We start from the raw sequence: 19,048 nt of genomic DNA on the forward strand, positions 1-19,048 counted from the left end.
CATCCGATGAGCAGTACTTCCAACTCGCCGACGCACCACACGTCCACGATCGGCGCCATCGGCGCGCCGAGCCGGCGCAACACCGAGCTGGCACTGCTCGTGTTCGCCGTCCTCATCCCGGTCTTCGCGTACGCCAACGTGGGACTGGCCATCAACGACGAGGTACCCGCCGGCCTGCTGAGCTACGGCCTCGGCCTCGGCCTCCTGGCCGGCGTCGGCCACCTCGTCGTACGCAAGTTCGCGCCCTACGCGGACCCGCTGATGCTGCCCCTGGCCACCCTCCTCAACGGACTCGGCCTCGTCGCCATCTGGCGCCTGGACCAGTCCGAACTCCTCCAGTCCATCGACCAGGCCGGCAACGCCGCACCCCGCCAGCTGCTCTACACCGCGATGGGCATCGCCCTGTTCGTGGCCGTGCTGATCTTCCTCAAGGACCACCGCGTCCTTCAGCGCTACACCTACATCTCCATGGTCGGCGCCCTGATCCTGCTGCTGCTCCCGCTGGTGCCGGGCCTCGGCAAGAACGTCTTCGGCGCCCGCATCTGGATCCAGGTCGGCTCCTTCTCCATCCAGCCCGGAGAATTCGCCAAGATCGTCCTCGCGATCTTCTTCGCCGGCTACCTGATGGTGAAGCGCGACGCGCTCGCCCTCGCCAGCCGCCGCTTCATGGGCCTCTACCTGCCCCGCGGCCGCGACCTCGGCCCCATCCTCGTCGTCTGGATGGTCTCGATCCTCATCCTGGTCTTCGAGACCGACCTCGGCACCTCGCTGCTGTTCTTCGGCATGTTCGTGATCATGCTGTACGTCGCCACCGAGCGCACCAGCTGGATCGTCTTCGGCCTGCTGATGTCCGCCGTCGGCGCCGTCGGCGTCGCCAGCTTCGAACCCCACATCCAGCAGCGCGTCGACGCCTGGCTCGACCCGATGAAGGAATACACGCTCTCCCGCGCCGGCCAGGTCGGCCACTCCGAGCAGGCCATGCAGGCCCTGTGGGCGTTCGGCTCCGGCGGCACCCTCGGCACCGGCTGGGGCCAGGGCCACTCCGAACTGATCCGGTTCGCCGCCAACTCCGACTTCATCCTCGCCACCTTCGGCGAGGAACTCGGCCTCGCCGGCCTCATGGCACTGCTCCTGCTCTACGCCCTCATCGTCGAACGCGGCGTACGCACCGCCCTCGCCGCCCGCGACCCCTTCGGCAAGCTCCTCGCCATCGGCCTCTCCGGCGCCTTCGCCCTCCAGGTCTTCGTCGTCGCCGGCGGCGTCATGGGCCTCATCCCGCTCACCGGCATGACCATGCCCTTCCTGGCGTACGGAGGCTCCTCCGTCATCGCCAACTGGGCCCTGATCGGCATCCTGCTGCGCATCAGCGACACGGCTCGCAGACCCGCACCCGCGGCACCCGCGAACCCCGACGCCGAGATGACCCAGGTGGTCCGCCCGTGAACAAGCCCCTGCGCCGCATCGCGATCTTCTGCGGCCTCCTCGTCCTCACCCTGCTCATCCGCGACAACTGGCTCCAGTACGTCCAGGCCGACGAGCTCAAGGAGGACGAGCACAACCGCCGCGTCGCCATCGAGCGGTACGCCAGCCCCCGCGGCGACATCATCGTCGACGGCAAGGCCATCACCGGCCACGCCACCACCGAGGGCGACTTCAAGTACAAGCGCACCTACAAGGACGGCGCCATGTGGGCGCCCGTCACCGGCTACGTCTCCCAGGCCTACGGCGCCACCCAGCTCGAAGCGATCAACGACGGCATCCTCACCGGCAACGACGACCGGCTCTTCTTCCGCAACACCCTCGACATGATCACCGGCAAGAAGCGCGAGGGCGGCAACGTCGTCACCACCCTCAACAGCGCCGCCCAGAAAGCCGCCTACGACGGACTGAAGAAGCAGGGCGGCAAGGGCGCCGTCGTCGCGATCGAACCGTCCACCGGCAAGATCCTCTCGATGGCCTCCTACCCCTCGTACGACCCCACCGCCATCGCGGGCAGCGACGGAGCGGCCGGCGAGGCCTGGAACAGGCTCCAGAAGAAGAACAACCCCGACGACCCGATGCTCAACCGCGCCCTGCGCGAGGTCTACCCGCCCGGCTCCACCTTCAAGGTGCTCACCGCGGCCGCCGCCCTGGAGCACGGCCTGTACGACTCGGCGGACGACAAGACCGACTCCCCGCTGCCCTGGACCATGCCCGGCACCACCACCGAACTGCCCAACGAGGGCGACCTCCCCTGCGAGGACGCCACCCTCCGCGAGGCACTGCGGGTGTCCTGCAACACCGTCTTCGGCAAGATCGGCTCCGACCTCGGCAACGACCAGATGCTGGAGACCGCCGAGAAGTTCGGCTTCAACGAGGAGCAGTTCGTCCCCGTCCGCTCCAGCGCCTCCGTCTTCTCCGACGACATGAACAAGTCGCAGACCGCGCTCTCCGCCATCGGCCAGTACAACACCGCCGCGACCCCGCTGCAGATGGCCATGGTCACCTCGGCCATCGCCAACAACGGCACCCTGATGAAGCCGTACATGGTCGACGAGCTCCAGGCGCCCAACCTCGACACCATCGAGAAGACCGACCCCGAGGAGATGAGCGAGCCGCTGTCCGCGGACAACGCCCAGATCCTCCAGTCCATGATGGAGACCGTCGTCGAGGACGGCACGGGAACCAACGCCAAGATCGACGGCGTCACCGTGGGCGGAAAGACCGGCACCGCACAGCACGGCGTCGACAACAGCGAGAACCCCTACGCCTGGTTCATCTCCTACGCCAAGGCCGAGGACGGCAGCTCGCCCGTCGCCGTCGCCGTGGTGATCGAGGACGAGAACGCCAACCGCGACGACATCTCCGGCGGCGGCCTCGCGGCTCCGATCGCCAAGAACGTGATGGAGGCCGTTCTGGAGAGCAAGAAGTGACCACACACTGAACAGGACGTGACTCCCGTCACGTTCCCTTCACATAGGCGCACGTTGCGATACCGGTCCTGTATCGGGTATCGGGCTTGGCCAGGTCACCCGGAGCGCGCCGGGTACGGTAGGCCGGACGGCAGCCACCGACCGTACAAGCATGCCGGTCGGGACCGACGGAGAGGGCTGGTAGTAACCATGGAAGAGCCGCGTCGCCTCGGCGGCCGGTACGAGCTGGGCCAGGTGCTCGGCCGTGGTGGCATGGCGGAGGTATACCTCGCGCACGACACCCGGCTCGGCCGCACCGTGGCGGTGAAGACGCTGCGCGCCGACCTCGCGCGCGACCCGTCCTTCCAGGCCCGCTTCCGCCGGGAGGCCCAGTCGGCCGCCTCGCTCAACCATCCCGCGATCGTGGCGGTCTACGACACGGGCGAGGACTACATCGACAACGTGTCGATCCCGTACATCGTCATGGAGTACGTCGACGGCTCCACACTCCGCGAACTGCTCCACTCCGGCCGCAAGCTGCTGCCGGAGCGGACGCTGGAGATGACCATCGGCATCCTCCAGGCACTGGAGTACTCGCACCGGGCCGGCATCGTCCACCGCGACATCAAGCCGGCCAACGTGATGCTCACGCGCAACGGCCAGGTCAAGGTCATGGACTTCGGCATCGCCCGCGCCATGGGCGACTCCGGCATGACCATGACCCAGACGGCCGCGGTCATCGGCACCGCCCAGTACCTCTCCCCGGAGCAGGCCAAGGGCGAACAGGTCGACGCCCGCTCCGACCTGTACTCCACGGGCTGCCTCCTCTACGAGCTGCTCACGGTGCGCCCGCCCTTCGTCGGCGACTCCCCGGTCGCCGTCGCCTACCAGCACGTGCGCGAGGAACCGCAGGCACCCAGCGTCTTCGACCCCGAGATCACGCCCGAGATGGACGCCATCGTCCTCAAGGCCCTGGTCAAGGACCCCGACTACCGCTACCAGTCGGCCGACGAGATGCGCGCCGACATCGAGGCCTGCCTCGACGGCCAGCCCGTCGGCGCCACCGCCGCGATGGGCGCCATGGCCGCCGGCGGCTACGGCGCCTACCCCGACGACCAGCCGACGACCGCCCTGCGCTCCGACGCCGGCGCGGGCGCCACCACCATGCTGCCGCCCATGAACCCGGACGACGGCGGCTACGGCTACGACGACCGCCCCGACCGGCGCCGCCAGCAGCCCCGCAAGTCCAACGCCTCCACGATCTTCCTGGTCCTGGCCGGCGTCCTGGTCCTGGCCGGCGCGATCCTCATCGGCATGCAGCTCTTCGGCAACGATGCGGGCCCGGGCAACGACAAGGTCGAAGTCCCCGCCTTCGTCGGCACGACCAAGGCGGACGCCCAACAACTCGCGACCAACGCCGACCTCGAACTGACCTTCAAGCAACAGCCCTGCGAGGACCAGCCCAAGGGCAACGTCTGCTCGCAGAACCCGCAGCAGGGCACCGAGGTCAAGAAGAAGTCCAGCGTCGAACTCGTCGTCTCGACGGGCGCGCCGAAGATCGCCGTGCCCAACGTCATCGACAAGAACATCGACGAGGCCAAGCAGCGGCTCGAGGACAAGGGCTTCGTCGTCGAGACCAAGCAGACCGAGTCCTCCCAGGACGAGGGCACCGTCCTCAGCCAGAACCCCGACCCGGGCAAGGAGCTCGAGAAGGGCTCCACGGTGACCCTGGAGGTCGCCAAGCCGGTGGAGAAGGCGACGGTGCCGGACGTCACCGGCCGCACCTGCGACGAGGCCAAGGCCCAGATGCAGAACAGCGACCTGGAAGGCGAGTGCGCCGACCAGCCGACCAACGACCCGAACCAGGTCGGCAAGGTCATCTCCACCACGCCGTCCAACGGCCAGCAGATCGACAAGGGCTCCAAGGTCACGATCTTCATCGGCAAGGCCATCGAGAAGACGAAGGTGCCGGAGGTCCGCGGCAAGTCCCTCGCCGAGGCCCGCCAGATCCTCCAGGAGAACGGCTTCACCAACGTCCAGGTCCAGCCGGGCGCACCCGGCGACGACAACGCGATGGTCGTCGCCATGAACCCGCAGCCGGGCAGCGAGGTCGACGACCCGGGCGCCACGCCGGTCGTCCTCACCACCATCGGCGGCAACGGCAACGGCAACAACGGCGGTGGCAACGGCGGCATCCTCGACGGCCTCCGCGGCGACGACTGACCCGGCCGCGAGCGAGAACGCGAACGGCAAGAGCCCCGGGCCCCTCGACGGGGGGACCGGGGCTCTGTCGTGTCTGACTACGGCGATGGTGGCGACGTACTTCGAGGTCGCCGCCGAGGCCATCCGGCAGCTGGCCAAGCGCCACCGTGCGGAACTCGCGGCCAACGGGATGATCGTGCTCCGCGGCGCTGACCTGCGACATTTCGAGCGTGACAACATGTCACTCTCGCTCGGCAGTTATCCACAGGCCCGCCGAAGCCTCACCGCCTACTCCAGGCGGGCCGTACTCAACATCGCCATGCTCCTGCGTGACAGCCCCGTCGCCCGCCAGGTACGCACGTACCTCCTGGACATGGAACACCTGGCCCGCACACAGCCTGTGGAAAGCCCGGCTCCCGCCTCCGTGGAACTCGACGCCCGCATCGACCAACGCATCACCCACATCCTCGGCAAGACCGTCGTCCCGATGTTCAACACCCTGATCGAGACCTCCGGTGAACACCGTCGCGAGCTCATCGAACTCCGCGAGGACATCGAGAACGTCGAGCGCAAGCTGTGCTGGCACCACGCCCGCCTCGCCGCCCTGGAGGGAGACACCCCCGTCGACGAGGTCAGGAGCAAGCTCAAGGCCATGACCTGGCGGGCCTTCGAGCACCACGTCGCCGACCTGCTGCGACGTGACGGATGTCTGGACGTCGTCGTACGGCAGGCCCGCACCGACAGGGGCATCGACATCACCGGACGGACCGCCGACGGCCGCACCGTCGCCGTCCAGTGCAAGAACAGGTCCGGCCGCTGGACCGTACCGAGCGCGGACATGCAGAAGTTCGCCGGGGCCGCCCGCGCCATCGACCAGGTCGACATCGCACTCTTCGTCGCCACCTGCAACTTCAGCCACGAGTCGCAGGCGATCGCCAAACTCAGCGGAGTCGTCACCGTCAACCGGGACGAACTGGAGGCGTGGAGCGCCGGAGTGCGACTCAAGGCACTCCGTTAGGGACCATTCGCGAAGAGGCCCGAAGCCGCAAGAAGAAGTTGCGGCTTCGGGCCTCCGTCATGTTAGGGGACTGACCTCCCTCAAGGAGGTCAGTCAGCGCAACTCCTCCGGCGGAGTCCGCTCCCCGTCCACCTTCTCCGTACGGACCAGCTCCCCCCACACCACATACCGGTACCGGCTCGTGTACACCGGCGTACAGGTCGTCAGGGTGATGTAGTGGCCGGCCTTCTTCTTGCCGGACTCCTTCGGGATCGGGTCGAGGACCTTGACGTTGTACTTCGAGGTCTCGGGCAGGACGGCGTAGGTCTTGTAGACGTACCAGGTGTCCTTCGTCTCGAAGACGATCGGATCACCCTTCTCGATCTTGTCGATGTTGTGGAACTTCGCGCCGTGCCCGTCCCGGTGCGCCGCCAGCGAGAAGTTGCCCTCCTTGCCGGAGGTGGGGAGCGCGGACTTCACCGGGTCGGTGTAGTAACCGGCCACGCCGTCGTTGAGGACCTTCATCGACGTGCCCTTCTCCACCAGGATGTCGCCGTCGCCCATCGCCGGCACGTGCAGGAAGCCGATGCCCGCCTTGGTGTCCAGCGCCCCCGGGCCGTCCGGACCGACCCGGTCCTGCGCCCAGTTGTCACGCACCTCGTCTGCCTGCTTGTCCGCCGCGCGGTCCGCGACCACGTTCGTCCACCACAGGGAGTAGACGACGAACAGGCCCAGCACCAGGCCCGCCGTGATGAGGAGTTCACCGAAGACACTCACGGTCCGGGCGACGATCCGCCCGGCGCCGCCGCGGCGGCGTGCCGCGGGCTCCGGTCGGCCGTCCGTGCCGGACTGCTCTTCGTGCTCGGTGTCGGTGGTCGCTGCCACTGGTCATCCGCCCTTAACTGACGAGCGCATCCGGCTTGCCCTTGCTGCGCGGCCGTTCCTCGACCATCTTGCCCCAGACGATCATCCGGTACTTGCTCGTGAACTCCGGCGTACACGTGGTGAGGGTGATGTACCGGCCGGGTTCCTTGAAACCGGACTGCTTCGGGACCGGGTCCAGGACACTGACGTTGCTCGGCGACGTCACCGGCAGGATCGACGCCATCTTGTAGACGAAGTACTTGTCCTGCGTCTCCACGACGATCGGATCACCCGGATCCAGCTTGTTGATGTACCGGAAGGGCTCGCCGTGGGTGTTGCGGTGCCCGGCCAGGCCGAAGTTGCCCGTCTTCGCGTCCGGCATCGCCGTCTTCAGCGCGCCCTCCGCGTAGTGCCCCACCATGCCCCGGTCCAGGACCTTCTCGTCGTCGATGCCCTCCGCGATCGGCACCACGACGTCCAGCTTGGGGATGTGCAGCAGCGCGAAGCCCTGCCCCGGCTCGAAGGTGCCCGGGTTGCGCTTGCCGTTCGCCCAGTCCTCCTGGAGATTGCTGGCCGCCTTGTCCGCCTGCGCCTGGGCGCGGACATTGGTCCACCACAGCTGGTACGTCACGAACAGCAGCATCAGCACGCCCGTCGTGATGAACAGCTCACCTATCGCACGGCTGGCGATCACCGCCGGCCCCGGCTTGCGGGCGCGGGCCTGCCGACGGGCCTCCACGCGCGACAGAGGGGCTTGTGGGGCCTCCTCCGCCTCCGGGGCCGGGGAGGGCCCCCGGGACGCCCCACGGCGCCCGTGACGCCGTTTCGCGGCCTTCCTGCGGGCCGCGCGCCCGCCCGTCACGGGAGGGACGGTGGCCGACCGCTCCGGCGGCGGGTCCGGGACCCGCAGCGCCACCGTCTCGTCGTCGAGAGGCCGCGCCCCGGGCCCCTCCTCGGCAGCGAAATCCTCGTACCACCCATCGAAACCGCCCCCGAACGCACCGGAATCCCCGTACGGCTGCCCGTACGAGGATCCCTGGTCACCGGCCGAGCCGGAGTCGCGCTCGGGGCGCAGCGCGGTCACGCCGTGGCCCTGCCCACCACCGGGGCGAGCCCCGCCGACCTCGCCACCGCACTCTGGTCGCCGCACTCCGCCAGCCAGTTGGCCAGCATCCGGTGCCCGTGCTCGGTCAGCACCGACTCCGGATGGAACTGCACGCCCTCCACGGGAAGCTCCCGGTGACGCAGGCCCATCACGATGCCGTCGTGCGTGCGGGCCGTCACCTCCAGCTCCGCCGGGACCGTGGCCGGCTCCGCCGCCAGCGAGTGGTACCGCGTCGCCGTGAAGGGCGAGGGCAGCCCCGCGAAGACGCCCTTGCCCGCGTGCTCCACCGGCGAGGTCTTGCCGTGCAGCAGCTCCGGCGCCCGGTCCACCACACCGCCGTACGCCACCTGCATCGACTGCATGCCCAGACAGACCCCGAACACGGGGACACCGGTCGCCGCGCAGTGCCGGACCATGTCGACGCAGACACCGGCCTGCTCGGGCGTACCCGGGCCGGGAGACAGCAGCACTCCGTCGAAACCGTCCTGGGCGTGCGCCGTCGACACCTCGTCGTTGCGCAGCACCTCGCACTCGGCACCGAGCTGGTACAGGTACTGGACCAGGTTGAAGACGAAGCTGTCGTAGTTGTCGACGACGAGGATGCGCGCGCTCACTGGTTGTCCACCGTCACATCGTTGAAGGGAAGCAGCGGTTCGGCCCACGGGAAGACGTACTGGAAGAGGACGTAGACCACGGCCACGACCAGGACGAGCGAGAGCAGCGCCCTCACCCACGCGTTCCCCGGCAGATGCCGCCAGATCCAGCCGTACATGCCGTCCCTTCCGTCGCACCGCGGCGCCGCACTCACGCCGCACCGCACCAGACTAACGGCGCGGGGCCCTCCGGAAAGGCGTCAATCCACAGGCTGGGCATAGTGCAGGTCCGCCGTGCCCGAGTAGCCCGGCAGCGTCACCGTCCCGTCGTCCTCGACCTTCCAGCCGAGCCCGTAGACATTGACGTACACCATGTAGTTCTGGATCGCCGGGGACGCGGCCAGCGCCTTCTTCAGCTTCTCCGGGTCGCCGACCGCCTGGATCTTGTACGGCGGCGAGTAGACGCGGCCCTGGAGGATCAGGGTGTTGCCCACGCAGCGCACCGCGCTGGTGGAGATCAGCCGCTGGTCCATGACCTTGATGCCCTCCGCGCCACCCTTCCACAGCGCGTTCACGACCGCTTGGAGGTCCTGCTGGTGGATCACCAGGTAGTCGGGCTGCGGCTCCGGATAGCCGGGGAGCTTCGCGGTGGCGTCCGGCGGGGCGTCGTCGAGCGTGACGGATATCGCCTCGCCCTTCAGTTCCTGCGTGCCCGCCTTCTCCTCCAGCGCCGCCAGCTTCTCGTCCTCCGCCTTGGTCCGCCCGTCGTCGCGCTCGGCGAGCGATTCGATCTCCTCGCGCAGGGCCGCGTTGGACTCCTCCAGCTCGCCGTTGTCCCGGCTGCGCTCGTGGATGAGATCGGACAACTTGAGCAAAGAGGCATCCGTACGGATATTGGTGCCCTTCGCGGTGTCGAAGCTGGTGAAGAAAATGAGGCCCGCGAGCGCGAAGACGGCCGCCGTCAGGACCCGCACGGGCCGGAAACGGCGCCCGCGGGCGGGGCTGGATCCCGCCTGGGGGGAGTCGGCAGAATTGCTCAACGTACCCTTATCTCCTTCGGCGCCACGGAAGCACTACGCTAACGGACGCCCGGGGGAGCGCTCCAAGTCCCCGACCCCGTTCCCTGCGCGGCCACGCAGCGCATCGACAGGAGAGACCCTCGTGCCGAAGTCACGTATCCGCAAGAAGGCCGATTACACGCCGCCGCCGTCGAAGCAGGCGACCAGCATCAAGCTGACGAGCCGCAGCTGGGTCGCTCCGGTCATGCTCGCCATGTTCGTCATCGGCCTCGCCTGGATCGTCGTCTTCTACGTCACCGACGGTTCACTGCCCATCGACTCCCTGGGCAACTGGAACATCGTGGTGGGCTTCGGTTTCATCGCCGCCGGATTCGGTGTCTCGACGCAGTGGAAGTAGCGCGGCGGTAGGTCGCGGAGCAACTCTCCCCAGGGCTATCCACTGAGTTATCCACAGGCTCATCCACATGGGGAAAAGAAAGACGATCTGTGGATAACCAACTGGACATTGACGCCGGTGTGACGGAAGTACCGGCAACCGAAAGTGCGTTCGCCCCCTGCCTGACCTGCGGAAACACGGGTCAGCGACAGGGGGCACACCTGTTCCCGCACACTGTGCACAAGATCCGCCACCGACTGTGGACAACCTGCGCTCAGGTGAGCTGTGCGGTTCTCAACAGGGTCAGTCCGACGACGGCCACCAGGACCAGCGCACAGGTGCCGTACTGCACGAGCGTCCGGCGCTCGCGCGGGGCGTGGAGCATGGCGTAGCCGATCGCGGCGCCGGCGACGAGGCCGCCGACGTGGGCCTGCCAGGCGATGTTGGCCCAGGTGAAGGTGAAGACCAGGTTGATCGCCAGGAGGATGACGATCGGCCGCATGTCGGCGTTGAGGCGGCGGACGAGTGCGGCGGTGGCGCCGAAGAGGCCGAAGATCGCGCCGGAGGCGCCCAGGGTGGCCTGGGTGGGTGAGGCCAGGAGGTAGGTGAGCGCGCTGCCGGCCAGGCCGGACACGAGGTAGAGGGTGAGGTAGCGGGCTCTGCCGAGGGCCGCTTCCAGGGGGCCGCCGAGGAACCAGAGGCTGAGCATGTTGAAGCCGAGGTGCCAGATTTCCTCGTGGGTGAACATGGTCGTCACCAGGCGGTACCACTCGCCCTCCGCGACGCCCTCGTTCGGGATGTAGTACGGGGCGGGAGGCCATTGGCCGACCAGGACCATGCCGCCCAGGAAGGACTCCGACAGGGCGTGTACGGCGATGAACACCGCGACGTTGAGCCCGATGAGGATCTTGGTGAGGAGGTGGGGGTCGGCGGCGACGGTGCCTCCGGCCAGGGTGCGCGGCCGGGACGCGGCCGGGGCCGGTCCGCCGCCGGTGCGGCCGCTCGCGCAGTCGGGGCAGTGGAAGCCGACGGAGGCGTTGACCATGCAGTCCGTGCAGATGGGGCGTTCGCAGCGGGTGCAGCGGATGCCGGTCTCGCGGTCCGGGTGGCGGTAGCAGCCCGGCAGGCTCTGTGCGTCCGGTGGGCCGGCTGCCGCGTGGTCCATGGCTTCCCCTCGGTCGTCCTGCGGGCGGTGTCCCGTCGGTGTTCTGCGACGCACCGCCCCGCTCATCTATACGGATGAGCGGGGCGTCAGGTTCCTTCCCGGTGTGGCCGGGGTCAGTCCTCGCGGGTCTCGATGAGGACCGACTCGATGACGACGTCGTTGACGGGGCGGTCGGTGCGGGGGTTGGTCGGGAGGGCGGCGATGGTGTCGACGACCTTCTGGCCGGCCGTGTCCGTCACCTCGCCGAAGATCGTGTGCTTGCGGTTGAGCCACGTGGTCGGGGCGACGGTGACGAAGAACTGCGAGCCGTTGGTGCCGGGGCCGGCGTTGGCCATGGCCAGCAGGTAAGGCTTGTTGAAGGAGAGGTCGGGGTGGAACTCGTCCTCGAACTGGTAGCCCGGGTCGCCGGTGCCGTTGCCGAGGGGGTCGCCGCCCTGGATCATGAAGCCGCTGATGACCCGGTGGAAGACGGTTCCGTCGTAGAGCCTGGCCGTGGTCTTCTCGCCGGTCGCGGGGTGGGTCCACTCCCGTTCACCCTTGGCGAGTTCGACGAAGTTCCTGACCGTCTTGGGGGCGTGGTTCGGCAGGAGCCGGATCTCGATGTCGCCGTGGTTGGTCTTCAGGGTGGCGTAGAGCTGCTCGGCCACGGTGTGCCTTCCGTCGTGTTCTGGTGCCCGCCGATCCTTGCACGGTCGGTGGCGGGTACGGCGTCGGGCGGGTGTTTCCTGCTCCGATTCGGCGATGGGGGTTGCGGGAATCCGGTCGGGTACTCCGGCCGGTACTCCTGGGTCACGAGCGCGGGGCGTCGATTCGTGGCATTGTCGTCGGCAGGCTCTCGTTGCCCGGTATTCATCCGTTATCGAGGTTGATCGGCGTTTGTCGGCAACTTCCTCACCACGTGCCCCGGACATCACGAAGACACCGCCCGTGACCCGGATGCCCGCCCTCACATGCCCGGCGGTGCGTCCGCAGGCATGATCCGTAAAAGGGTGGAAAGTCGAATTACCGTACGCCACCGAGGAGGAGGAACCCGTGACCCGCATCGACAGCGTGCGCGCCGCGACCGGTTCGGCGAAGGACAGCGTGCTGCACGCCGCGGAAGTGGTGGCGCCCTACGCCGACACGGCCAAGGACAGGGCCGCTCACTATGCACAGGAGGCGCGCGTACGGCTGGCGCCCAGGGTGTCGCAGGCCGCGTGCCAGGCGCGTCTTCAGTACGGCACGCACGTCGCGCCGCGGCTGGACCAGGCGCGTACGCATGTGCCGCCGAAGGTGGACGCGGCCGCACAGGAGGCCGCTGTCCGTACGCGCCTGGCCGCGCGGCAGGCGGCCGAGTACTCCAGGCCGATGATCGATCAGGCGGTGGCCGCGGCCGGGCCCGTGCGGGACGAGGCCGCCGCGCGGGGTGCCGCCGCGTTGGCCGCGCTGCGGGGCCAGGTGACGGCCAAGGAGATCCAGAAGCTGACGCGCAGGCACCAGCGCCGGGCTCGGGCCGGGCGTATCGCCAAGGTGCTGGCGGTGGCGGGTGTCGTCGCCGGTGGGGCCTTCGCCGCGTGGAAGTGGTGGGACAAGCAGGCCAACCCGGACTGGCTGGTGGAGCCGCCGGAGGCGACGGAGGTCGCCGAGTCGGGGCGTCTGACGTCCGTGGACGGCACCGGTGGGGCGATTCTGGACCCCGAGGTGCAGGCCAAACAGGCGCAGGACGATGCGGCGGAGGGCGAGGAGCCCCGCTGACGTTCGCCGGGCGGCTCCGGGCTGGATCGGCACCGCCGCGGGGCGGGAGGCTTCAGGGTCTCCCGCCCCGCGGCGGTGTTTCACGTGAAACGGCGGCTCAGCGGCCGTAGCGGCGTTCGCGCAGGGAGTAGGAGCGCAGCGCGCGCAGGAAGTCGATCTCGCGGAAGTCCGGCCAGTAGGTCTCGCAGAAGTGGACTTCGGCGTAGGCGGACTGCCAGAGCAGGAAGCCGGAGAGGCGCTGCTCGCCGGAGGTGCGGATGATGAGGTCGGACTCGGACCGTGTCTTGGAGTACAGGTGCTTGGAGATGTGCTCCATGGTGAAGGTCTCGATGAACTCGTCGATGTCCCCACCCTGTGAGCTGTGCTCGGTCAGTGCGGACCGTACGGCGTCGACGATCTCCCGGCGGCCTCCGTAGCCGACGGCGACGTCGACCTTGGTGCCGCCCTTGCGGCCCTGGGTGGCGGCGGTGGCGGTCTTGAGGCGGCCGGCGGATTCGGCGGGCAGCAGGTCGAGGGCGCCGACCGCTTCGACGGGCCAGGGGTTGCCGGGTGCGGCGAGTCGTTCGACGACCTCGGCGATGATGTCGATGAGCGGGGTCAGCTGCTCTTCGGGCCGGTGGAGGTTGTCGTCGGAGAGCATGAACAGGGTGACGTGTTCGATCTTCGCGGAGTCGCACCAGCGCAGGAAGTCCAGCACCTTGGCTCCGCCGGCGCGGTAGCCCTCTCGCGGGTCGTCGATGCCCGACATCTTGGCCCACCGGCGGTTGCCGTCGAGCATGATGCCGATGTGCTGGGGGCGTGGGCGTCCCTCCAGTTCTTTGACCAGCCGCTTCATATAGAGCGCGTCGAGAGCGGCCCGTACCTTCGCCCGCATGGTCTACCCCTTCCACATCGTCGGCAGCGACCGGACGGCTGCGACGGCGATGAGTCACGTGGCACCGCCCCGCAGGGGTGTGGCGCTGGTGCCCTGTGGGGTGACGATATCAAGAGCAGACAGCGCGGCCGCGGTGCTCGGCGGGCCTGCTGCCGGGGGCTGCCGCCGTCTGTCCGAACGGTCCCGGTGCACGCGAAGAGGTCCCCCGGTCTGCGTTCTCGCAGGCCGGGGGACCTCTCACAGGTGGAGCCTAGGGGAGTCGAACCCCTGACATCTGCCATGCAAAGACAGCGCTCTACCAACTGAGCTAAGGCCCCTGGAGCGGCTTCCGGCCGGGTGGATCGCGTACCGGCGGGTGCCGGAGACAAGAGTACCGGGTCGCCCCCCGTATCTCACAAATGATTGGGACTCCCGGGGAACGACCACGCTCCGTAAGATGCTCGGCGTGGTTCGCTGGAGCGAACTGCGGTTTTTGGGGAAGCGATGGGGAGACGCAATGGACGCCGCACAGCAGGAAGCCACCGCAAGAGCGCGGGAACTGCAGCGGAACTGGTACGGGGAGCCGTTGGGGGCGCTCTTCCGTAGGCTCATCGACGATCTTGGTCTCAACCAGGCTCGTCTCGCGGGGGTGCTGGGTCTGTCCGCGCCGATGCTGTCGCAGCTGATGAGCGGCCAGCGGGCGAAGATCGGCAATCCGGCGGTGGTCCAGCGGGTGCAGTTGCTGCAGGACCTGGCGGGGCAGGTCGCGGACGGCAGCGTGAGTGCGGCCGAGGCGACGGAGCGCATGGACGAGATCAAGAAGTCGCAGGGGGGCTCGGTGCTCAGCAACACCACGCAGACGACCAGCAGTTCGGGGGCGCCGACGGTCAAGCGGGTGGTCCGGGAGATCCAGTCGCTGCTGCGCTCGGTGTCGGCGGCCGGGGACATCATCGAGGCGGCGGACGCGCTTTCCCCGACCCATCCGGAGCTGGCGGAGTTCCTGCGGGTGTACGGCGCCGGCCGCACCTCGGACGCGGTCGCGCACTACCAGTCCCACCAGAACTGATCCCGGGTCCGGCCGCCGCCGGGGGGTGCGGCGGCCGGAGCGCGTGAGGGGGATGGGCGCGACAGGTCCAGGTGAGGAGCGGGCGCACGGCCATGGGTGAGGTCTTCGCGGGGCGCTACGAGCTGGTCGATCCGGTCGGCCGGGGCGGGGTGGGCGCGGTCTGGCGTGCCTGGGACCACCGGCGCCGGCGGTATGTCGCCGCCAAGGTGCTCCAGCAGCGGGACGCGCACGCGCTGCTGCGGTTCGTACGCGAGCAGGCGCTGCGGATCGATCATCCCCATGTGCTCGCGCCCGCGAGCTGGGCCGCCGACGACGACCAGGTCCTGTTCACCATGGACCTGGTGGCGGGCGGTTCGCTGGTCCACCTGGTCGGGGACTACGGTCCCCTGCCGCCGGCCTATGTGTGCACCCTGCTCGACCAGCTCCTGTCGGGTCTGGCCGCGGTGCACGCGGAGGGTGTCGTCCACCGGGACGTCAAGCCCGCCAACCTGCTGATGGAGGCGACCGGGACGGGCCGACCGCGGTTGCGGCTGTCCGACTTCGGCATCGCGATGCGGCTGGGCGAGCCCCGGCTGACGGAGACCAACCTGGTGGTGGGGACGCCGGGTTACCTCGCACCGGAGCAGATGATGGGCGCGGAACCGGACTTCCCGGCGGACCTGTTCGCCGTGGGCCTGGTCGCGCTGTATCTGCTGGAGGGGGCCAAGCCGGACGCCAAGGCGCTGGTGCAGTACTTCGCCGAGCACGGGACGCCGCCCGCGCCGCAGGGGGTACCCGAGCCGCTGTGGCAGGTCGTGGCGGCGCTGGTGCAGCCCGATCCCGCGGCGCGGTTCCGTACGGCCACGGGAGCGCGCAAGGCGCTGGCCGCGGCGGCGGAACTGCTGCCGGAGCCCGGCCCCGACGACGAGCTGATCGAGATCTTCGACCAAGTCGGCCCGCTGCCCAAGGGGTTCGCCGCCGACGGCCCTCTCGAACGGGCGTCGGGTCTGGACCCCACGCCGACGCCTCCCGGCAGCCCGGCTGCCCGACCCACCGCGAGCCCCGCACCGGCGCCCCCCGCCGGTCCGCACCCGGCCCTGGACGGTGGCCCGGACGCCACCGGCGCCACCCCACCGGCCCAGGGCCCGGCACCCGAGTCCCCGAACGGCCCGCACCCGAACCCGAACCCGGGCAACACCCCACCGTCCGCGCCCGGTTCGGGCCTGGCGCCCGCCTCTGAGGCGAATCATCCGGCCGCCATGTCGGAGACGGGCAGTTTCCGTCTGCCGCCCCCGCAGGTGTCCGTCACCTCCGCGTCCGTGCCCGGCCCCCACCCGGGCAGCCCGGGGGACCGGCCCCCGTACTACGGCCCGCCACTCCCCGCCCAGCCCCTGCCGTCGTCGTCCGCGCGGCAGCAGGACGCCGACACCACGACCGCCGCGTACACCGCGCTGAGCCCGCAGGGGCCGGCGCCGGCAGCGCCACCACCGGCAGCCGCACCGGGGGCCGCCCCCGCCCTCGCACCACCGCGGCACCGCGTGTCCCGCCGGCGGCGCCGTCCCGGGCCGCCGGCCCGTGTGGCGGTCCCGGTCCTGCTGCTCGCGCTGGTCTGCTACGCCGTGGGCTTCTGGGCCCTCGCCCGGCTCTGACCCGGCTCTGACCCGGCGGCCTAGACTCCGCGGGCCCCGCGGCGGGCTGCCGCCGTCCACACGCCCAGGCCGAGGAGCAGCGCGCTGCCCGTGCCGATCCCGCCCACGGCGACCGCCTTGAGGGCGAGGTCGTCGTCCGTGTCCCCGGTCGCCTCCGGTGCGGCCGCCCGGTCCGCTGCCGAGACCTCGAAGACACCCTCCGGCCGGGACGTCCCGGCGTACTCGGGACCGGCCTGCGACGCTCCCCCGAGCCGTACGCGCAGCGTCAGTCCGAAGGGGCCCTCGCCGAAGTCGTCGGCGACCTGGGCCGCCAGGTGCACCACCAGGTAGTAGGAGCCGGCGAAACGCATCGCGGCGACCTGGCCGTCGGTGTCGTACCGGTTGGCGTAGTCGACCGGCGGCAAGGGGGCCAGGGCGACCGTCGCCGGTCGGCCGGTGTAGCCCTTGGCGGCGTCGTCGACCTCACCGCGCACCGGGTTGTGCAGGGCCAGGCGCAGGGCGCCGGTGGCGTAGCCGGAACGGTCGCCGGAGCCGCCGAGTTCGGCGGTGGCGTACACCTGGCGGCCCCAGTCGAGGGGCACCTTGTAGAAGAGGGTCTGTCCGGGGCGGATGTCGTCGCGCCAGGCTCCCTGTCCGACCGGGGTGGCGTGGGCGAAGCCGCTGCCGCCAGGGCGGCGCTCCGGTTCGCCGGTGGGGGGCTCGGGTGAGGCGGAGTCCCAGGACTCGGGTGCGGTGGTCTCGCCGGCCTGCTCCGGGCGGGGTTCGGTGACGGCCGTGAGTTCCAGGTCCCAGGCGCCCGGCGGGGAGTCCTCGGGCCGGGTCCGCTCGACCGTGACGTAGTACGTGCCCGGGTCCTGGCACCGGGACCCGCCGGGGTCGATCTCCCGCAGTCCCCAGGCGGTGACCGGCCGGGGGCTGCGGGCCGCGCCGAAGGTCGCGCTGTCCGAGGAGCAGGCGGCGCCGTCGGCGTCCTGGACGGAGACCCGGACACCGTCGACGGCGGTGACCTCGCCGGCCGCGCCGGGTACGGCGGTGACGGCGACGTGGGCGTCGGAGGCGGCGTCGAGTTCCAGCCGGTAGTAGAGGGTGCCGTTCCTCGGGAGGGAGCTGCGGTAGGTGGCTCCGGGGTCCAGCGGTACGGCGTCCGAGGTGCTGTGCGCGCCGTCGATCCGCCGGGCGTCCTCGGCGAAGGCGTATCCGGCGGGCGCGCCGACCGCGAGAGCCGCGCCGCCGGGGAGCGCGGCGGTCGTGACCAGTGCGGCAGTCGTGACCAGTGCGGCAGTCGTGACCAGTGCGGCGGCCGTGGTGAGTGAGACGGTCGCGGTGCGTGCGACGGTCACTCCCGCCGGCCGCGCACGTCCCGCTCCGGCACGCCGTTCACCGCACCGCCGTCCCATCACCCGCCACCCTCCGCGCTCACCGGCGTTGCCGCCGCCACTCCGGACCGGACCGTGGCCCATCCTGCCGCGCGAACCCGTACTCCCGCGCCCCGTGCGGGAATTCACCGGGAATCCGGGCAACACAAAACCCCGACCGCGAGACGGCCGGGGTCTGCTCGAAACCGGGTGTCAGAACCGGGTGTCGGTCGTACTCACGAACCCGTGGGCACGGAGTCAGTCGCCTCCGTCCACAGATCCTGCTCGGCGCGATCCGCCTGGATCTGGCGGTACACGAGGAGCCCGCCGATGGCGGCCAGTGCGACCAGGAGAAGCTTCTTCACCGCGCGACCTCGTCTTTCCTTGACGTAGGGGACCTCTGGCGCCCGACTATACACACCGGCCGATACCGATCGGTTACCTGCGTCGGCGGCCAACTTCCGGACGCCGGAGCCTCGTAGAGGGGCCGGGGGCCGGTCCGATCGGAGGGTGATCACACCCTCACGAAGAGTTATTTCGCCCACTTCTCTGCCGACTCGGCACCTTTTCTGCCCTCTTGCGCCCATCTGGGTGGTGTTCATCTGAACATCGCCGCGCCACGGGCGTCGGTCCACCACTTCGCGAGGCTCATACACATCATGAGGAAAGTACGCAAATCGCCCAACCCGAAAGTGAGGGGTTATGGCCCGGAACAAGGTCATGACGCTGTGGACCACCATCGTCACCGCCTTCCTCGCGCTGTGCACGGCGCTCGGACTGATCACGACGACCGCCTCGGCCGCCGTACCGCAGAGCGGAACGCACAGCAACACGGAGAGCGCCTCCCCCGAGACGGCACCCACGGTGGCGATCCCACGGCCCCGGTCCCGCACCGGCGCCCTGCCCCCCACGATGAAACAGCGCATCCGCGCCGAGGCCCACGGCAAGGCCCCCAACTGCCGGCACCGCCCGGCCACCGGAACCGCCGCCACCGCCACCGACCTCCTGTGCGACGACACCGCCGAGTCCCGGACCCAGCACCCGGCCGCCCAGCACACCGCGCCCCTCCAACGCTGAGCCGGACCCGCCTCACCTCATCAGACACAACCGGCGATCTGCGTACCGCACCACACGCCAGAAACGGCCCGGCCGCTCGAGAGAGCAGCCGGGCCGCCGCCATGTCGGCACCACTCCAGGGCC

Annotated in this window: 19 protein-coding genes and 1 tRNA gene; 9 read left to right on the top strand and 11 right to left on the bottom strand. The window is 69.8% G+C overall.

Annotation, left to right across the window (positions count from 1 at the left end):
• The first annotated feature begins 6 nt into the window (after positions 1 to 6).
• The 4 genes from KUM03_RS00520 (at position 7) to KUM03_RS00535 (ending at position 6,111) form a co-directional block, all read left to right on the top strand.
• Entirely contained in the window at positions 7 to 1,443 is a 1,437-nt protein-coding gene (locus KUM03_RS00520) for an FtsW/RodA/SpoVE family cell cycle protein (protein WP_217244809.1), read from the top strand.
• Complete coding sequence (locus KUM03_RS00525; RefSeq protein ID WP_217244810.1) at positions 1,440 to 2,912, top strand: penicillin-binding protein 2; 1,473 nt, start codon at positions 1,440 to 1,442, stop codon at positions 2,910 to 2,912. The genes KUM03_RS00520 and KUM03_RS00525 overlap by 4 nt, the downstream gene beginning before the upstream one ends.
• A 189-nt stretch (positions 2,913 to 3,101) precedes the next feature.
• Positions 3,102 to 5,114, top strand: a complete 2,013-nt coding sequence (gene pknB, locus KUM03_RS00530) for a Stk1 family PASTA domain-containing Ser/Thr kinase (protein ID WP_217244811.1) — start codon at positions 3,102 to 3,104, stop codon at positions 5,112 to 5,114.
• Positions 5,115 to 5,199: 85 nt separating this feature from the next.
• Positions 5,200 to 6,111, top strand: a complete 912-nt coding sequence (locus KUM03_RS00535) for a restriction endonuclease (RefSeq protein WP_217244812.1) — start codon at positions 5,200 to 5,202, stop codon at positions 6,109 to 6,111.
• 93 nt (positions 6,112 to 6,204) lie between these two features.
• Here KUM03_RS00535 and KUM03_RS00540 read toward each other — a convergent pair whose 3' ends face one another.
• The 5 genes from KUM03_RS00540 to KUM03_RS00560 form a co-directional block, all read right to left on the bottom strand.
• A complete protein-coding gene (locus KUM03_RS00540) occupies positions 6,205 to 6,975 on the bottom strand; it encodes a class E sortase (RefSeq protein ID WP_217244813.1) in 771 nt (256 codons plus the stop codon).
• Between the two features lie 13 nt (positions 6,976 to 6,988).
• Positions 6,989 to 8,038: a class E sortase gene (locus KUM03_RS00545; protein WP_217244814.1), complete on the bottom strand. Its 1,050-nt coding sequence runs from the start codon at positions 8,036 to 8,038 to the stop codon at positions 6,989 to 6,991.
• Positions 8,035 to 8,673 (bottom strand): aminodeoxychorismate/anthranilate synthase component II, encoded by a 639-nt coding sequence (locus tag KUM03_RS00550; protein ID WP_217244815.1) that lies wholly within the window; start codon positions 8,671 to 8,673, stop codon positions 8,035 to 8,037. Before KUM03_RS00550 ends, KUM03_RS00545 begins: the two co-directional genes overlap by 4 nt.
• The gene (locus KUM03_RS00555) at positions 8,670 to 8,831 is read right to left on the bottom strand and encodes a hypothetical protein (protein ID WP_163015848.1); all 162 of its coding nucleotides are present in this window, start codon (positions 8,829 to 8,831) and stop codon (positions 8,670 to 8,672) included. The genes KUM03_RS00550 and KUM03_RS00555 overlap by 4 nt, the downstream gene beginning before the upstream one ends.
• Positions 8,832 to 8,912: 81 nt before the next feature.
• Positions 8,913 to 9,692, bottom strand: coding sequence for a DUF881 domain-containing protein (locus tag KUM03_RS00560; protein ID WP_217244816.1), 780 nt, complete (start codon positions 9,690 to 9,692; stop codon positions 8,913 to 8,915).
• A 121-nt stretch (positions 9,693 to 9,813) separates the two neighbouring features.
• On the opposite strand from KUM03_RS00560, the gene crgA reads away from it, so the two are divergent.
• Positions 9,814 to 10,068 (top strand): cell division protein CrgA, encoded by a 255-nt coding sequence (gene crgA, locus KUM03_RS00565; RefSeq protein WP_217244817.1) that lies wholly within the window; start codon positions 9,814 to 9,816, stop codon positions 10,066 to 10,068.
• A 253-nt stretch (positions 10,069 to 10,321) separates the two neighbouring features.
• On the opposite strand, the gene KUM03_RS00570 is transcribed toward crgA, so the two are convergent.
• Together KUM03_RS00570 and KUM03_RS00575 are read right to left on the bottom strand one after the other, a co-directional pair.
• Entirely contained in the window at positions 10,322 to 11,212 is an 891-nt protein-coding gene (locus tag KUM03_RS00570; RefSeq protein WP_217244818.1) for a rhomboid family intramembrane serine protease, read from the bottom strand.
• Between the two features lie 113 nt (positions 11,213 to 11,325).
• Complete coding sequence (locus KUM03_RS00575; RefSeq protein WP_217244819.1) at positions 11,326 to 11,859, bottom strand: peptidylprolyl isomerase; 534 nt, start codon at positions 11,857 to 11,859, stop codon at positions 11,326 to 11,328.
• 385 nt (positions 11,860 to 12,244) lie between these two features.
• On the opposite strand from KUM03_RS00575, the gene KUM03_RS00580 reads away from it, so the two are divergent.
• Positions 12,245 to 12,946 carry a DUF5324 family protein gene (locus KUM03_RS00580; protein ID WP_217244820.1) on the top strand — a complete coding sequence of 234 codons (702 nt, stop codon included), beginning with the start codon at positions 12,245 to 12,247 and terminating at the stop codon, positions 12,944 to 12,946.
• Between the two features lie 97 nt (positions 12,947 to 13,043).
• Here the strand turns inward: KUM03_RS00580 and KUM03_RS00585 are convergent, their stop codons facing one another.
• Positions 13,044 to 13,820 carry an isoprenyl transferase gene (locus KUM03_RS00585; RefSeq protein WP_073726142.1) on the bottom strand — a complete coding sequence of 259 codons (777 nt, stop codon included), beginning with the start codon at positions 13,818 to 13,820 and terminating at the stop codon, positions 13,044 to 13,046.
• 244 nt (positions 13,821 to 14,064) lie between these two features.
• A tRNA-Ala gene (locus KUM03_RS00590) sits at positions 14,065 to 14,137 on the bottom strand.
• Positions 14,138 to 14,316: 179 nt separating this feature from the next.
• Between KUM03_RS00590 and KUM03_RS00595 the strand changes: the two genes are divergently transcribed.
• Both KUM03_RS00595 and KUM03_RS00600 read left to right on the top strand, forming a co-directional pair.
• Positions 14,317 to 14,865: a DNA-binding protein gene (locus KUM03_RS00595; protein WP_073726140.1), complete on the top strand. Its 549-nt coding sequence runs from the start codon at positions 14,317 to 14,319 to the stop codon at positions 14,863 to 14,865.
• A 92-nt stretch (positions 14,866 to 14,957) separates the two neighbouring features.
• Positions 14,958 to 16,493, top strand: coding sequence for a serine/threonine-protein kinase (locus KUM03_RS00600; RefSeq protein WP_217244821.1), 1,536 nt, complete (start codon positions 14,958 to 14,960; stop codon positions 16,491 to 16,493).
• A 20-nt stretch (positions 16,494 to 16,513) separates the two neighbouring features.
• Here KUM03_RS00600 and KUM03_RS00605 read toward each other — a convergent pair whose 3' ends face one another.
• Positions 16,514 to 17,890 (bottom strand): hypothetical protein, encoded by a 1,377-nt coding sequence (locus KUM03_RS00605; protein ID WP_217244822.1) that lies wholly within the window; start codon positions 17,888 to 17,890, stop codon positions 16,514 to 16,516.
• A gap of 194 nt (positions 17,891 to 18,084) precedes the next feature.
• Positions 18,085 to 18,213, bottom strand: a complete 129-nt coding sequence (locus tag KUM03_RS00610) for a DLW-39 family protein (RefSeq protein ID WP_003999697.1) — start codon at positions 18,211 to 18,213, stop codon at positions 18,085 to 18,087.
• Between the two features lie 337 nt (positions 18,214 to 18,550).
• On the opposite strand from KUM03_RS00610, the gene KUM03_RS00615 reads away from it, so the two are divergent.
• Positions 18,551 to 18,925, top strand: coding sequence for a DUF6344 domain-containing protein (locus KUM03_RS00615; protein WP_217244823.1), 375 nt, complete (start codon positions 18,551 to 18,553; stop codon positions 18,923 to 18,925).
• The last annotated feature ends 123 nt before the right edge of the window (positions 18,926 to 19,048 follow it).

The organism is Streptomyces sp. AC602_WCS936 (assembly GCF_019049125.1).
GTDB lineage: Bacteria > Actinomycetota > Actinomycetes > Streptomycetales > Streptomycetaceae > Streptomyces.